Genomic DNA, 15,133 nt, shown 5'->3' with positions numbered 1-15,133 from the left:
AAATTAAAAATGGAAAAAAAAGGGATGTTTGCTTTACAAAAGATTGACACAGGGCAGATCTGAGGGTAAATACGTTCGTGAAGTAAATTTTGGACGAGAGAAATCCAGAGGATGGCTGAAACATCCTCTGGATTTAAGTCCCGTGTTCAACTGATGCGGTAACGCAAGTACCATAATCATGCCGTCTGGGGACTACTGTCTTGCCCGTTAAGGATCTCATCTCTTAACGAACAGGCTCTGAATAAGTGGTGCCCGGACTCGGAATCGAACCAAGGACACGGGGATTTTCAATCCCCTGCTCTACCGACTGAGCTATCCGGGCAACGGGGCGCATTAAAACCGATTCGCCCTCTGCCGTCAACGAAATTTGTCGTTTTCGTTACAGACTGCACACTCTCTCGCCACTTCGCTGCCATCTTAGGCGAAAAAGTGCGTCCAGAGCGCGGAAAGCGGCATTGCAATCAATAATGCAGGCAGCATGTTGACCACCGCAAACATCTTAATTCCGCAGATACGTAGTCCTGTTGCCAGCAGGAGCAGGCCGCCTACGGCGGTAAAGTCTGCCATCATAGCGGGCGTTGTCAGCGGAAGGATGAGTGTCGCACAGGTGGCCAGCGCGAGTTGGATCAACAGCATCGGCACGCAAATAGCGGCAACGGCGATGCCAAGTGTTGTGGCGAAAATAGTTGCCGTAAAGAAATCAAGAAATGCCTTAGCAATCAGTATGCTTGGATCACCCGTCATGCCTTCCTGCATTGAGCCAAAAATCCCTGTTCCACTGGCACAGAAAAGAATAATTATCGCGACATAGTTTTGAATAAATGATTCGTGGCTACCGTTTTTCGTCTTACCAGGGCGGGAGATCATATTTTTGGCTTTGCTTACCGCGCCGTTGATGCCCTTTTCCAGATAACACAACTCACCAATCAGTGCACCAAGCAGCGTGGCGAGCACCATGACTGGCAGGTTAGCGCACTTGATCACCAACAAAATACCAATGCCTAACGAAGCCAGACCAAAAATAGAGGGCATGGATAAGCGAATACGTTCCGGTAATCGCTGGCTTAACACTGCGCCGAGCACGCCGCCCAATAGTACAGCACCTGCATTAATAAAGGGCCCGATAACCACGGTAAACTCCTGTTATTTAATCATTGATATTGCATTATTATGACACGGCATCGCGGTTTAAGGGGGTAACATTCGCTCATTAAATGCATAATGATTCCTTCTTGCACCTCAAAATAAAAGGTGACATGATTGCGCGAATTTTCTCCTCTTCAGATACGGAGCCGCCCAATGATGACGCTGTTTACCGCTGCGCGAATGCCATTCCGTATCACTATTTTCACTTCCTGTCCCACCATGCGGTGAGGGTAACGCAGGCTTGCTGCAGGACAACAGTAAAACCAGACGCGTTCTGATTTTACTGATGTCTGGCGGTCGGAGCTGAGTTCCGGTCAGACACATTCGTTGGGCAGCGTGATAACGCTGTCCGGGGCTTTTTCTCCCCTGAAACGGGTATTTGCGCTTATGAAATCAATGAAAATTGCCGTCAGCCGCGAGCTGGTATCCACGCTGTCCACGCACCGCGAAAAGGTGACTCTGGACAATACAGACTTTACCGATGTGGCGGCAGTCGTCATTACGGTCGCTGAGAGTTGTAGCGGCATCCTTGCGTTACTGAAACGCACGGGCTTTCAGTTGCCTGTTTTTATGTTCTCACAAGAGCAGGTTGAGATCCCTGATGGGGTCACAGCAATCATTACGGGCAAAGCCCAGGAGTTCCTGGAACTGGAATCCGCAGCTTGTCACTACGAAGAGAATCTGCTGCCGCCTTTTTTTGACACCCTGAGCCAGTATGTGGCAATGGATAACAGTACTTTTGCCTGTCCTGGTCATCAGCACGGTGCATTTTTTAAAAAGCACCCGGCAGGACGCCAGTTCTATGATTTCTTTGGTGAGAATGTCTTTCGTGCCGATATGTGCAATGCCGATGTGAAACTTGGCGATCTGCTGATCCACGAAGGCTCTGCCAAGCATGCGCAGAAGTTTGCGGCAAAAGTGTTTAACGCCGATAAAACTTACTTTGTCCTTAACGGTACATCCGCCGCAAACAAGGTTGTCACTAACGCCTTGTTAACCCGTGGCGACCTGGTGCTTTTTGATCGTAATAACCATAAATCGAACCATCACGGGGCGTTGATTCAGGCCGGGGCTACACCGGTCTATCTCGAAGCAGCAAGAAACCCGTTTGGCTTTATTGGCGGTATTGATGAGCATTGCTTTGATGATGCCTATCTCCGCAGGCTGATCCGCGAAGTCGCTCCTGAAAAAGCCAATGATGCACGCCCGTTCCGTCTGGCGGTGATCCAGCTTGGAACCTACGATGGTACGATCTACAACGCCCGCCAGGTCATCGATAAGATTGGTCATCTCTGCGACTACATTCTGTTTGACTCCGCCTGGGTGGGATATGAGCAGTTTATTCCGATGATGGCAGACAGTTCGCCGCTGTTGCTGGAACTGAACGAGAACGATCCGGGCATTTTTGTGACGCAATCGGTGCATAAGCAGCAGGCCGGGTTCTCGCAAACCTCGCAAATTCACAAGAAAGATAACCATATCCGTGGTCAGGCGCGCTTTTGTCCACATAAACGGCTCAACAACGCGTTCATGCTGCATGCCTCAACGAGCCCGTTCTACCCACTGTTTGCCGCGCTGGATGTGAATGCCAAAATCCATGAAGGCGAAAGTGGGCGCAGGCTCTGGGCAGAATGTGTGGAGCTGGGGATTGAAGCGCGCAAGGCGATCATTGCGAACTGCCACATGATCAAGCCTTTTATCCCGCCAGTGGTTGCCGGACGTCCGTGGCAGGATCACGCGACCCGTACCATCGCCAGCGAGCGCCGTTTCTTCAGTTTTGAACCGGGTGCGAAATGGCACGGGTTTGAGGGGTATGCGAGCGAGCAGTACTTTGTGGATCCCTGCAAGCTGTTGCTCACCACGCCAGGTATTGATGCTGAAACGGGCGAATATACCGGGTTCGGCATTCCGGCGACCATTCTCGCGCACTACCTGCGTGAAAACGGCATCGTGCCGGAGAAGTGCGACCTCAATTCGATCCTCTTCCTGCTGACGCCTGCTGAAAGTGCCGAGAAGCTGGCGCAGCTCGTGGCTATGCTCGGTCAGTTCGAACAGCATATTGAGGATGACACGCCGCTTGCTGACGTGCTACCAACCATTTACCAGAAATACCCGGTGCGTTACCGCGATTACACGTTGCGTGAACTGTGCCAGGAGATGCACGACCTGTACGTCAGCTTTAACGTGAAGGATCTGCAAAAAGCGATGTTCCGTAAGGAGAGTCTGCCGGCAGTGGTGATGAATCCTCAGGATGCCAATCAGGAATACATTCGCGGAAATGTCGAGCTGGTGCGCATCCGGGATGCCGAAGGCCGTATTGCTGCGGAAGGTGCGCTGCCATACCCGCCGGGTGTGTTGTGTGTTGTACCGGGTGAAGTGTGGGGTGGTGCAGTACAGCGTTACTTCCTGGCGCTGGAGGAAGGTGTGAACCTGCTGCCCGGTTTCTCGCCGGAGCTTCAGGGCGTTTACAGCGAGAAAGACGCAGATGGAATCAAGCGGCTGTATGGGTACGTGTTGAAATAAGTGCGGCTTAATCCTCTCCCCAAAGGGGAGAGGATTAAAGTGAGTGGCTCAAACTGCATTGCGCTTATACATTCTTCGCGGATGCCCAATCTTCCCGTACAACATCTCTACGCTCAAAAAACCCGCCTCCACGCAATGTTCCAGGTAGCGGCGTGTCGTGGTTTTGCTCAATCCCGTCTCGCTGACCACTTCGTCGACTGAAAAGCAATGGGCCGACTTTTCATTGAACAGTGCCTGTACCAGTGACAACGTGTTCTCTTCGATCCCCTTACTGCCATTATCCAGGCGGTAGTTTTTCGCCTGTAGCTGATACAACGAGTCCACGTTTTGCTGATCAACAATTTTCCATACGCGTTGCTGCTCTGCAAATTGCACAAAGCGCTCAAGCGACTGGCTGAGTCGTTTCCAGGAGACGGGTTTCAGGATGTAGTCAAATGCGCCGTTGCGAATTGCCTGGCTACAGGTGTCCATATCACTGGCTGCGGTAATAAAAATGACCGAGCAGTTTGCGCGCGCCAGCAGGGGATTACTGATAAGCGTAATCCCCTTGCCATCGGGCAGGTAGTTGTCTAACAGCATGAGCTGCGGGTGTTTGCTTTCTAGCTGAATATGAGCATCAGCCAGCGATGATGCTATACCTACCAGCCTCAGGCGCGGGTGTTTACTGATAAGTTCAGCGTGAAGTTGCGCCAGCTCGTTCTCGTCTTCAACAATCAATACGTCGATAAGTTCATGTTGCATAGTCGGTATCTTCCAGTTCCTGTGCGGGATGCCGGGCGGTTCCTGTGGCGGGGATAAACAGAGAGAAAATAACGCCACGGGGCGTGTTATCGGCAACTTCTATCGAGCCGCCAGTCTGGGTGACATAGCTTTCGATCAAATACAGACCAATACCATGATCGCCGCGTGTTTTCGTCGTGATGCCGCGTTCAAATATTCGCTCACGGATCTCCGGCTTAATGCCAACGCCCTGGTCAGCGACTTCGATGATCAGTTCGAGTTCGTTCAGCTTTATCAGTACCTCTACAGGCTCATGCGGGAGTGGTGCGCGCTGGGTCGCTTCAATCGCGTTATCCAGCAAATTACCGATAATCGAAATCAACTCAGCTTCAGGCAGCGGAATAAAAGGTTTGTCCATCCGGCAGGCGGGGTCAAAGCGCAACTCGACCCCTTTTTCCCTGGCGCGTGCGGATTTACCCAGCAGTAGCCCACACAGCGTGGGTGAACTGAAGCGCGAGGAGATAAAGTCCAGCAGCTCTTGTGCATGTTCTGATTGTGCCTGAATGTAGCCAATTGCCTCATCATAACGGCCCATATGCAGCAAACCTGAAAGCGTGGTCATACGATTAAGCTGCTCGTGACGCATAATGCGCAGGTTGTCGACATAACGCTTCACCTGGCTCAGTTGAGCACTGAGGGAGTCTATTTCGTTGCGATCGCGGAAGGTGATCACCCAGCCCTGAAGTGAATCTTCAAGCATGATCCGCACACGGCTGGCAATGACCGTCAGTTCATTGAAATGACAGATCTCATCGTGGGTGTCTTTTTCCAGCATGGTGTGGAGCGTAAAGAAGGGCACAGGAGCGATAACCTGGCTTATCAACTGCCCGCGTAACTCGCGTGCGGGCTGGCTAAGCCCCAACAGTTTTCTGGCTGCCTGGTTGATCACCTCAATCCGCAGGTTATCGTCGATCGCAATGACCCCTTCATAAATGGACTCCATCATCGCTTTTTGCTGGCGGACCAGCAGGCCGATTTCTCGCGGTTCAAGGGAGAAGATCTGCTTCTTAATACTGCGGGTGAAAAACCAGGAGAAAATAAAGAGTGCGATCAGCAACAGCACGGCGGCAATCAGGATATTGACCACTTTATTCACGGTGATGGTATCGAGATAACTCGTGAGATACCCCACGGATACAATGCCCACCACTTTACCGGCATCGTTGATAATGGGCGCTTTACTGCGCAGTGAAATACCGAGCCCTCCCTTGCGGATCGTTGTAATGCTTTTGCCTTGCAACACCTCTGCATTGTCGCCACCGACCAGCGTTGTCCCCACCCGATCAGAAAACACGGAGTGGAACAGGTGCTGTCCTCTATTATCACCAATCACAATAAAACTGGCATCGCTGCGTTCTGCTATTTTCTGCATGAAGTTATGGATGGCTTTGATATCTTTTTGTTCAACTTCATTGCGTAAAGTCGGAATAATTGCAATTTCCTCAGCTTGTATTTTCGCTCGCCCGCTCATTTCCTGATATAGCTGCTTTCCGACTTCGGCGTAATAATATCCGCCCAATAACGCAAACAGCACTGAGAAAAAAGCCATCAGCGAAACAAACAGTTTGATTTGAAAAGATACTTTCATAACTATCACGCAAGGTATCAATAAAGGTTGCCAATATATCATCTTTTTCAGTGTCGACGCTGAGTTTGCCAAAAACTTGTGATCCCTTGCACAGCAAGGGTTGTAAAAGATTTATGTGAAAGCGTTACCGCCTTTATACCCAATTACTAAATGTTATTTGTTTGTTCATTTAGGAAAAGAAACCATAAAAACCACAGCAATAAATAAGGTGTTAATCACATTAAATAAAAGAAACCATTAAAACCATAGTGGCCATTAAAACTTCGGTTTTAATATGTCATTCCTCACATAAAGTAAGCCTTTGTGACTTTAAGCTGAACGTACAAAATAACCAAGGGGCTTATTATGAGCACAACTGACGATTCTTTCTCTGTTACCCACGACCCGATTGATATTCAGCGGCCATCTCTCAAAGAGCGTTGGTGGCACATTATGGATACCTGGAAAGTCGGGATCATTCCTCTGCCACTGTTTGTGTTAGCAGGTGCACTCATTGCGATTGATTGTCTGGGTGGTAAATTGCCCAGCGATATTGTCGTGATGGTCGCGACGCTCGCGTTTTTTGGCTTTGCCTGCGGTGAGTTTGGTAAACGACTGCCGATTGTCGGCAAACTGGGCGCGGCGGCCATTTGCGCCACCTTCATCCCATCAGCAATGGTCTACTATGGCCTACTGCCGGATGTGGTGGTGGAGTCCACCACCAAGTTCTACAAGTCCACCAACATTCTTTATCTCTACATCTGCTGCATTATTGTTGGCAGCATTATGAGTATGAACCGCACCGTGCTGATTCAGGGCTTCCTGCGTATCTTCTTCCCGATGCTGTGCGGCGAAATCGTCGGCATGATTGTGGGCATGGGGGTTGGCCTGGCGCTGGGGCTTGAGCCATTCCAGATCTTCTTCTTTATCATTCTGCCGATTATGGCGGGCGGCGTAGGTGAAGGTGCGATTCCGCTCTCTATTGGTTATGCCACATTGTTGCATATGGACCAGGGCGTTGCGCTCGGCCGTGTCCTGCCAATGGTGATGCTCGGTGGCCTGACCGCCATCATTATCTCCGGCTGCCTGAACCAGCTCGGCAAGCGCTACCCGCATTTGACCGGTGAAGGTCAACTGATGCCAAACCGTGCGAACGCCGATACCACGACCGCACAACCGGCATTCTCGGGTAAGGCGGACGTGACTACCATTGCCTCCGGCGCGCTGTTGGCTGTGCTGCTCTACATGCTGGGGATGCTGGGACACAAACTGATTGGCCTGCCTGCACCGGTTGGCATGCTGTTTATGGCTGTACTGGTCAAACTCTGTAATGGCGCGTCTCCACGCCTGCTTGAAGGTTCGCAGGTGGTTTACAAATTCTTCCAGACTTCAGTGACCTACCCCATTCTGTTTGCCGTTGGCGTGGCGATCACTCCGTGGCAGGAACTGGTGAATGCCTTCACTGTGAGCAACCTGCTGGTGATTGTCAGTACCGTCTCTGCACTGGTGGCAACAGGCTTCTTCGTGGGCAAAAAGATTGGCATGCACCCCATTGATGTCGCCATCGTTTCCTGTTGCCAGAGTGGCCAGGGGGGGACGGGGGATGTGGCTATTCTGACAGCAGGCAACCGTATGAGCCTGATGCCATTCGCCCAGATTGCAACCCGTATTGGCGGCGCGATTAACGTCTCTATCTCTCTGCTGATATTAGGCAACTTCCTCGTTTAAGTTTTCAGGAAAGAACCATGAAACTCGCAAGTTTTCGTTACCAGGGTAAACGCAGCTACGGCATCGTTGAGGCCGAAGGTGTGATTGATTTAGGCCGCCGCATGGGCGACCGCTACAGCGACCTTAAAGCGCTGTTGCAGGGCAACGGGCTGGCAGAAGCTACCCGTTATCTTAACGATGCAGTTGATGTGCCGATGAGTGCCATCACTTTCTTACCGGTGATTGAGCAGCCAGAGAAAATCCTTTGCGTGGGCATGAACTACGCCGACAAGCGCAAAGAGTTTGACCAGCATAACCCGGCGCCAACGCTGTTTGTTCGTTTCCCGGATTCACAGACGGGTCATAACGAACCGGTATTGAAGCCGCGCCATTCAAGTGAGTTCGACTACGAAGGTGAGCTGGCGGTGATTATCGGTAAAGGCGGCGAGAACATCAGCCGTGATGACGCCCTGCGCCATGTAGCGGGTTACAGCTGCTACATGGATGGCTCAGCCCGCGACTGGCAGCACACCTGGTTCACCGCGGGTAAAAACTGGCGGCAGACCGGCGCGTTTGGTCCGTGGATGGCGACTGCCGATGAGATACCCGACCCGCATCAGCTTTCTATTCGTACCTGGCTGAATGGTCGCATGGTGCAGGAAGACAACACCAGCAGCATGATCCACAAGGTTGCCGAGCTGATTGAATACATCAGCACCTTCACCCGCTTAAGCCCTGGTGATGTGATCATCACAGGCTCCCCTGGCGGCGTGGGTAAAAAGCGTAACCCACCGTTGTTTATGAAAGAGGGCGATCGCATTGAGGTGGAGATCGAGCATATCGGTCATCTGAGCAACGTGATCATGGAAGCGCCAGCGAACACGCTGACGGCAGCGCACTAAGTAAGGCGGCAGTATGCACTCGCAACCCACAATCGATTTTCGTCTTACCGAGGTGACGAAACACCCGGAACGCTTAAGCCAGATCCGCTATCTGCTGGCGGATAGCGGTCTGGGGCTGGACAACGACATCACGCTGTTTGTTGAAGCCTGGTCCGGAACACAGTTGGTGGGTTGCGCAGGGCTGGCGGCTAACGTTATCAAATGTGTGGCGGTGGATGAACAACTTCGCGGTGTGAACTTAAGCGCCCGCCTGTTGGCAGAGGTTGAAAATGCGGCGCTGGCGCGCGGGCATTTTCATCTTTTTCTCTGCACTCGTCCCTGTAACAAAGAGCGGTTTGCCCGCAGTGGTTTCTGGCCAATTGCCCAGAGCGGGAACAACGCCGTACTGATGGAAAACACGCCTCAGGGAATCGAACGTTACTGCCGTTCGCTCGCGGCGAAGCGCAAGTGCGGGGCGAAAATTGGCGCGATTGTCATGAATGCCAATCCCTTCACCCTCGGACACCGTCATCTGGTCGAGCAGGCAGCGGGGCAGTGTGATGCGCTTCATCTGTTTGTCGTTCGCGAAGATGCCTCATTCTTCCCGTTCCATGCGCGTCTGGACATGGTGCGTGCGGGCGTGGCGCATCTGTCGAACGTGACCGTACATGAAGGCTCGCAGTACATCATCTCTCGCGCCACGTTCCCGGCCTATTTTCTGAAAGAAACTGGAAAAGTGCAGCAGGCCTGGAGTGAGATCGACGTACTGGTATTTCGCGATTACATCGCGCCAGCGCTTGGGATCACCCATCGCTTTATCGGCTCGGAGCCGTTTTGCGATATCACCCGTCAGTACAACCAGACGCTACACGCTCTGCTTTCCTCACACATTGACGTGGTGGAAATGCCACGCATGAAGGCGACCGGAAACGCCATTTCGGCGTCGGAAGTGCGCCGTTTACTCAAGACACAGCAGTTTTCCCGGATCCGGGAGATTGTCCCGGAGTCCACTTTCGCACATCTTGAAACGCACTACCGTGCGCGTGCGGAAGTCGCATAACTATCAGGAATTTATCATGAAAATTGTAAGGGAGGCGCTGGCCGGAACGCAGGAGTCCAGCGACCTGATGGTGAAAATCGCCCCCGCTAACGGCGAGCTGGAGATTGTCATCCACAGTGAAGTGATTAAGCAGTTTGGCGAGCAGATCCGCCAGGTGGTGGATGAAACATTACGCGCCATGAACGTGCACCAGGGATTAATCATCGTTGAAGATAAAGGCGCGCTGGATTGTGTGATCCGCGCTCGTCTGCAAAGCGCGGTGCTCCGTGCGGCAGAAGAACAGTCGATCGACTGGAGGGCGCTGAAATGAACAAACTCCGTCGCAGCATGCTGTTTCTGCCCGGCGCAAACGCCGCCATGCTCTCAACAGCCTTTATCTACCGTCCTGACTCCATCATGTTCGACCTTGAAGATGCCGTGGCTCTGCGTGAAAAAGATACCGCCCGCCTGCTGGTCTTCCACGCGTTGCAGCACCCTATGTATCAGGATATCGAAACCGTGGTGCGTATTAATCCGCTGAGCACGCCGTTTGGCTTGCTGGATCTGGAAGCGGCGGTGCGAGCGGGCGTTGACGTGATTCGTTTGCCAAAAACCGATACTCCGGACGATATCTTTGAGCTCGAAGGTCACCTGGAACGCATCGAACGTGAGTGCGGACGCGAAGTGGGGTCCACGCGTGTGATGGCGGCGATCGAATCCGCCATTGGGGTCATTAACGCCGTGGCGATTGCCCGTAGCTCTCCGCGATTGATTGGTATCGCGCTTGCTGCGTTTGACTACGTCATGGACATGCAAACCGAACGTGGCGATGGCACGGAGCTGTTTTATGCCCGCTGTGCCGTGCTGCATGCGGCGCGCGCGGCCGGGATCGATGCCTTTGACGTGGTGTGGTCAGACGTTAATGACGAAGCCGGATTCCTGCGTGAAGTCGATCTGATCCGCAAGATGGGCTTTAACGGCAAATCGCTGATTAACCCGCGCCAGATCGACTTGCTGCACAATGCTTATGCGCCAACCCAGCAGGAAGTGGATCACGCAAAACGGGTGATAGAAGCAGCAGAAGAGGGCGAACGTAACGGCCTGGGCGTGGTATCGCTCAATGGCAAAATGGTCGACGCGCCGATTATTAACCACGCGCAGATGGTGCTGGAACGCGCGGCGGCCTCCGGCGTGCGTCGCTAAGGATGACACAATGAATCAGACAGAACTTCTCCATGTGAACTTTCCCCATCTGCGGGATTTAAAACCCTTTGACACCGCCCACAGCGCCACGCCATGGCTGGATAATCTGGAAGAGAAACACACCCGCAAGCTGTGTGAATCGCTTGAGCAGGCGGTTGTACGCAGTGGTTTGCAGGATGGCATGACCATTTCATTTCACCATGCGTTTCGTGAAGGTGACCGGGTGATCAACTCCGTGGTGGCGAAGCTTGCGCAGATGGGGTTCAAAAACCTGACGCTGGCTTCCAGCTCGCTGATGACCTGCAATGATGCGCTGATCGAACATATTCAGAGCGGTGTTATCACGCGGATCTACACCTCTGGCATGCGCGGCAAACTGGCGGACGCCATTTCGCACGGGCTGATGGATGAGCCTGTGCAAATTCACTCCCACGGTGGGCGCGTGAAGCTTCTCCAGGATGGCGAACTGAAAATTGACGTGGCATTTCTTGGCGTGCCGTGCAGCGATGAGTTCGGCAATGCTAACGGTACACACGGTAAATCCTGCTGCGGCTCACTGGGGTATGCGATGGTGGATGCCCATTTTGCCCGAAAAGTGGTGCTGTTAACCGAAGAGCTTGTGCCGTTCCCCAATATGCCTGCCAGCCTGGTGCAGGACCAGGTGGACTTTATCGTACAAGTGGAGAGCGTAGGTGACCCGGCAAAAATCAGCGTTGGTGCGGCGCGTGTCACCAGTAACCCGCGCGAATTGATGATTGCCCGTTATGCGGCAGACGTGATTGAACACTCCGGCTATTTCAAACCGGGCTTCTCCATGCAAACCGGCTCCGGTGCAGCGGCAACGGCCTGCACCCGCTTCATGGAAGAGAAGATGGAACGCAGCGGTGTGAAGGCTCGCTTTGCGCTGGGAGGCATTACCGGGGGGCTGGTCGATCTGCATGAAAAAGGGCTGATTGAAAAACTGCTTGATACTCAGTGTTTTGATGGTCAGGCGGCGGCTTCTCTGGCGCGTAATCCGAATCACGTTGAGATCTCTACCAATGTCTATGCCAACCCAGGCAGTAAGGCTGCGAGCTGCGATCAGCTTGATGTGGTGATCCTGAGTGCGCTGGAAATTGACGTCGATTTTAACGTCAACGTGATTACCGGCTCTGACGGCGTGATGCGCGGCGCATCCGGCGGGCACTGCGACGTCGCTGCGGCCGCCAACCTGACCATCGTGGTCGCGCCTTTACTGCGTAGCCGTATCCCCACCGTCGTGAAGCGTGTCACCACGCGTCTAACGCCGGGGGAGAGCATTGATGTTCTGGTCACTGACCATGGTATAGCGGTGAACCCGGCGCGCCCGGAAATCCGCGAGCGTCTGGTGGATGCGGGGCTGAAAGTTGTCGATATCGATGTGCTGTTTGCGCGAGCGATCTCGCTGACCGGAGAGCCAAAACCGATTGAATTTACCGACAAAATCGTCGGAGTGATCCGCTACCGTGATGGCAGCGTGATTGATACCGTCAGACAAGTGAAGGAATAACGTTCATGACAACAGCGACACCCGTCAGTGCGGGTGTCAGCCTGGAGGCGCTACTGGCTGCAAAAGAGAGCCGCGCGGCGCGCCAGGCTGACTGGCTTACGCACTATCAACAACCCGTTATCTCGCTCACTCTGGTCACTCCGGGTGAAATCAAAGACAGCCTGCGCTATCGCAATACCATGGGCGTAGCGCTGCAAATGTGTGACCAGCTATTGTGGGAAAATCGCTGGCAGGTGCTGGACCGTCAGGTACTGTGGCTGCCGACGGGGCCAGAGGCGTTGTGGTGCGTTGCACATCCGGCGGCGGAAGTGAAAGCTCATTGCGCGGATCTGGAACAGACACATCCACTTGGCAGACTGTGGGATTTAGATGTGATCTGCCCGCAAAACGGCCATGTGGGCCGCCTGTCTCTAGGGGCGCATTTGCGTCGTTGCCTGATTTGCGATGAACCTGCACACGCCTGCTCCCGCTCGCGGAATCACCCCGTTGAGCAGGTTGTCGCCCAGGTGGAGAAGATGATCGATGACTGGTTTGCTCGCGACTAAAATACGCTCAACAGATGTGCCGCGACTGGCCGAAGAAGCACTATGGCTGGAGCTGGAACTGACGCCAAAACCAGGACTGGTCGACAGGCTTAACAACGGTTCTCACCGCGATATGGATCATGCGATGTTTGCCCGGAGTATTGCGGCAATTTCCCCGTGGTTTAGCCGGTTTTCGGATCTTGGGGAGGAACATGCAGATAAACCGGTGGCGGAACAACTGCGATTGCTCCGCCCTGTAGGGATGGCCTGCGAGCAAGCTATGTATGGCGCAACCGGAGGCGTGAACACCCATAAAGGCGGGATTTTTGCGCTGGGGTTGCTCTGTTTTGCTGCCGGACGGGTGAAAAATGTGAGCGCGCAGACGTTGTGTTGTGAAGTGAGCAACATGTGTCGGGGGCTTGTGGCGCGTGAACTTGCAGGACGTAGCGGCATGGCGACTGCCGGGGAGCGGCAGTTTCAGCAGTATGGTTTAACAGGTGCGCGCGGCGAGGCAGAAAATGGCTTTGCGACGGTGCGTCACGCGATGGAGAGCTGGAACGGTCGTCAGCTTCACGACCTGCTGTTACGTCTGATGGCGGTTAACCGGGACAGTAATCTGGTGTCGCGCGGTGGGATCGCCGGGCTGCGCTATGTGCAGGATTATGCGCAACGATTGCTGTCAAACGGCTGGGATTGGGAAGCGCTGGCTGAAATGGACAGGGCGCTGATGGCGCGTAATTTAAGTCCCGGGGGCAGTGCGGATTTGCTGTCGGTAGGATGGGTATTGGCAGAATTACCCCTCTCCTGAAAGGAGAGGGGATAATGAGGAGTTAGTGCGCGACAGGCTGAGCACCCGCCGGAACACGAACGTGTTTGTATTTGAACAAGGCCACGAATGCGAAGGCCAGAACCAGCGAGTAAGCCGCGAAGATAAGCCACACTGGCTGCCAGTCTGTGATGCCGTTGGTGGTGTACATTTCAACCACTTTACCGCTCACGACGCCACCCAGAATACAGCCGAAGCCGTTGGTCATCATCAGGAACATACCCTGTGCACTGGCGCGAATTTCAGGCTTCACTTCTTTTTCCACAAACACGGAACCCGAGATGTTGAAGAAGTCGAAGGCGCAGCCGTAAACAATCATCGACAGAACCAGCAGCACTGTGCCGAATGGGGTTGGGTCGCCGTAGGCGAACAGACCGAAACGCAGCATCCACGCGAAAATACTGATAAGCATCACGTTCTTAATGCCGTAACGGCTCAGGAAGAACGGGATGGTCAGGATGAACAGGGTCTCAGAAATCTGAGAGATGGACATCATGACGGATGCGTGTTCAACGATAAAGCTGCCGGAGAACAGCGGGTTGTTATCGAAGCTGTGCAGGAAGGTATTCCCGAACATATTGGTGATTTGCAGTTCAGCTCCCAGCAGCATGGAGAAGATAAAGAAGATCGCCATACGTTTGTTTTTGAACAAAGCAAACGCATCCAGACCGAGCATGGTGCTCCAGCTTTGATTTTTCTGCTGATTCGACACTGGAATGTGTGGCAACGTCAGGGTAAACAGGGCCAGCACAACCGAGAGCGCTGCACCAATGTAGAGCTGCATATGGCTCAGTTCAAAGCCTGCGAAGCTTACTCCCCACATTGCCATGATAAAGCCGATAGTGCCCCAGATACGGATTGGCGGGAAATCAGTAACGATATCCATCCCGGCAGATTTAATGCGGTAGTAGGAGATGGTATTGATCAAGCCCAGCGTTGGCATATAGGCCAGCGAGTTAAGCAGGATAACAATAAACATTTCACCCGGCGTTGTGACGCTAGCCGCCATAAATAGCGTACCAGCCCCCACCAGATGACAAAGCGCGTAGACCCATTTTGCGCTTATCCATTTATCCGCCACGATCCCCAACAGCGTTGGCATGAAGACCGCTGCAATACCCAGCGAGCTATAAACTGCACCGATAGACGCACCATCGAACTTGAGCGTCACAAACATGTAGGAGCCGAGCGTTGTTAACCAGCTCCCCCACAGGCAGAACTGCAGAAACGACAATATTTTAAGCTGCAGCTTAAGGTTCATGTTACTTTCCTCACAATTGAGCGGGAGATATGTTGTTATTGGAACATTCAGGGTTGGAATTTGATGCAATTCTATCAGCAGGCAACGTTATGTTTTGTTACCTCCCGCAAAAAAATGCAATCCACATTAATTTGCAGATTGGATTGTG

13 protein-coding genes and 1 tRNA gene are annotated in these 15,133 nt (G+C 53.1%); 9 read left to right on the top strand and 5 right to left on the bottom strand.

Annotation, left to right across the window (positions count from 1 at the left end; genetic code table 11):
• Window positions 1-246 precede the first annotated feature (246 nt).
• Window positions 247-322: transfer RNA gene (locus HV346_RS18685), tRNA-Phe, on the bottom strand.
• A gap of 95 nt (window positions 323-417) precedes the next feature.
• Window positions 418-1,131 (bottom strand): DUF554 domain-containing protein, encoded by a 714-nt coding sequence (locus HV346_RS18680; protein WP_181620733.1) that lies wholly within the window; start codon window positions 1,129-1,131, stop codon window positions 418-420.
• Between the two features lie 402 nt (window positions 1,132-1,533).
• Between HV346_RS18680 and HV346_RS18675 the strand changes: the two genes are divergently transcribed.
• A complete protein-coding gene (locus HV346_RS18675) occupies window positions 1,534-3,669 on the top strand; it encodes an ornithine decarboxylase (RefSeq protein ID WP_181620732.1) in 2,136 nt (711 codons plus the stop codon).
• A gap of 48 nt (window positions 3,670-3,717) precedes the next feature.
• Here HV346_RS18675 and HV346_RS18670 read toward each other — a convergent pair whose 3' ends face one another.
• Together HV346_RS18670 and HV346_RS18665 are read right to left on the bottom strand one after the other, a co-directional pair.
• Complete coding sequence (locus HV346_RS18670) at window positions 3,718-4,410, bottom strand: response regulator (RefSeq protein WP_181620731.1); 693 nt, start codon at window positions 4,408-4,410, stop codon at window positions 3,718-3,720.
• On the bottom strand, window positions 4,400-6,037 hold the full coding sequence (locus tag HV346_RS18665) for a sensor histidine kinase (RefSeq protein ID WP_181620730.1): 1,638 nt from the start codon (window positions 6,035-6,037) through the stop codon (window positions 4,400-4,402). The genes HV346_RS18670 and HV346_RS18665 overlap by 11 nt, the downstream gene beginning before the upstream one ends.
• A 345-nt stretch (window positions 6,038-6,382) precedes the next feature.
• On the opposite strand from HV346_RS18665, the gene HV346_RS18660 reads away from it, so the two are divergent.
• The 8 genes from HV346_RS18660 to citG are packed head-to-tail and all read left to right on the top strand — an operon-like array spanning window position 6,383 to window position 13,706.
• Window positions 6,383-7,744: a 2-hydroxycarboxylate transporter family protein gene (locus HV346_RS18660; RefSeq protein WP_181620729.1), complete on the top strand. Its 1,362-nt coding sequence runs from the start codon at window positions 6,383-6,385 to the stop codon at window positions 7,742-7,744.
• A 17-nt stretch (window positions 7,745-7,761) separates the two neighbouring features.
• Window positions 7,762-8,625 (top strand): fumarylacetoacetate hydrolase family protein, encoded by an 864-nt coding sequence (locus HV346_RS18655; RefSeq protein WP_181620728.1) that lies wholly within the window; start codon window positions 7,762-7,764, stop codon window positions 8,623-8,625.
• A 13-nt stretch (window positions 8,626-8,638) separates the two neighbouring features.
• Complete coding sequence (citC, locus tag HV346_RS18650) at window positions 8,639-9,664, top strand: [citrate (pro-3S)-lyase] ligase (protein ID WP_181620727.1); 1,026 nt, start codon at window positions 8,639-8,641, stop codon at window positions 9,662-9,664.
• A gap of 16 nt (window positions 9,665-9,680) precedes the next feature.
• Window positions 9,681-9,974, top strand: a complete 294-nt coding sequence (gene citD / locus HV346_RS18645; RefSeq protein ID WP_181620726.1) for a citrate lyase acyl carrier protein — start codon at window positions 9,681-9,683, stop codon at window positions 9,972-9,974.
• Window positions 9,971-10,846 carry a citrate (pro-3S)-lyase subunit beta gene (gene citE, locus HV346_RS18640; RefSeq protein ID WP_181620725.1) on the top strand — a complete coding sequence of 292 codons (876 nt, stop codon included), beginning with the start codon at window positions 9,971-9,973 and terminating at the stop codon, window positions 10,844-10,846. Before citD ends, citE begins: the two co-directional genes overlap by 4 nt.
• 10 nt (window positions 10,847-10,856) lie before the next feature.
• Complete coding sequence (citF, locus tag HV346_RS18635) at window positions 10,857-12,374, top strand: citrate lyase subunit alpha (RefSeq protein ID WP_181620724.1); 1,518 nt, start codon at window positions 10,857-10,859, stop codon at window positions 12,372-12,374.
• A gap of 5 nt (window positions 12,375-12,379) precedes the next feature.
• The gene (citX, locus tag HV346_RS18630) at window positions 12,380-12,919 is read left to right on the top strand and encodes a citrate lyase holo-[acyl-carrier protein] synthase (RefSeq protein ID WP_181620723.1); all 540 of its coding nucleotides are present in this window, start codon (window positions 12,380-12,382) and stop codon (window positions 12,917-12,919) included.
• The gene (gene citG, locus HV346_RS18625) at window positions 12,897-13,706 is read left to right on the top strand and encodes a triphosphoribosyl-dephospho-CoA synthase CitG (protein ID WP_181620722.1); all 810 of its coding nucleotides are present in this window, start codon (window positions 12,897-12,899) and stop codon (window positions 13,704-13,706) included. Before citX ends, citG begins: the two co-directional genes overlap by 23 nt.
• A 22-nt stretch (window positions 13,707-13,728) precedes the next feature.
• Here citG and HV346_RS18620 read toward each other — a convergent pair whose 3' ends face one another.
• A complete protein-coding gene (locus HV346_RS18620; protein ID WP_181620721.1) occupies window positions 13,729-14,985 on the bottom strand; it encodes a nucleoside permease in 1,257 nt (418 codons plus the stop codon).
• Window positions 14,986-15,133 lie beyond the last annotated feature (148 nt).

Origin of the sequence: Enterobacter sp. RHBSTW-00994 (genome assembly GCF_013782625.1) — a bacterium.
In the GTDB taxonomy this organism is placed as follows: domain Bacteria; phylum Pseudomonadota; class Gammaproteobacteria; order Enterobacterales; family Enterobacteriaceae; genus Enterobacter.
Note: the sequence above shows the minus strand (reverse complement) of the source record. Positions and strands in the feature narration are given on the sequence as shown.

Coding starts and splice junctions, on each gene's coding strand:
- HV346_RS18670 (WP_181620731.1), bottom strand. CDS start 4,410: ATGCAACATGAACTTATCGACGTATTGATTGTTGAAGACGAGAACGAG.
- HV346_RS18660 (WP_181620729.1), top strand. CDS start 6,383: ATGAGCACAACTGACGATTCTTTCTCTGTTACCCACGACCCGATTGAT.
- citF (WP_181620724.1), top strand. CDS start 10,857: ATGAATCAGACAGAACTTCTCCATGTGAACTTTCCCCATCTGCGGGAT.
- HV346_RS18675 (WP_181620732.1), top strand. CDS start 1,534: ATGAAATCAATGAAAATTGCCGTCAGCCGCGAGCTGGTATCCACGCTG.
- HV346_RS18665 (WP_181620730.1), bottom strand. CDS start 6,037: ATGAAAGTATCTTTTCAAATCAAACTGTTTGTTTCGCTGATGGCTTTT.
- citE (WP_181620725.1), top strand. CDS start 9,971: ATGAACAAACTCCGTCGCAGCATGCTGTTTCTGCCCGGCGCAAACGCC.
- HV346_RS18620 (WP_181620721.1), bottom strand. CDS start 14,985: ATGAACCTTAAGCTGCAGCTTAAAATATTGTCGTTTCTGCAGTTCTGC.
- citC (WP_181620727.1), top strand. CDS start 8,639: ATGCACTCGCAACCCACAATCGATTTTCGTCTTACCGAGGTGACGAAA.
- citG (WP_181620722.1), top strand. CDS start 12,897: ATGACTGGTTTGCTCGCGACTAAAATACGCTCAACAGATGTGCCGCGA.
- citX (WP_181620723.1), top strand. CDS start 12,380: ATGACAACAGCGACACCCGTCAGTGCGGGTGTCAGCCTGGAGGCGCTA.
- citD (WP_181620726.1), top strand. CDS start 9,681: ATGAAAATTGTAAGGGAGGCGCTGGCCGGAACGCAGGAGTCCAGCGAC.
- HV346_RS18655 (WP_181620728.1), top strand. CDS start 7,762: ATGAAACTCGCAAGTTTTCGTTACCAGGGTAAACGCAGCTACGGCATC.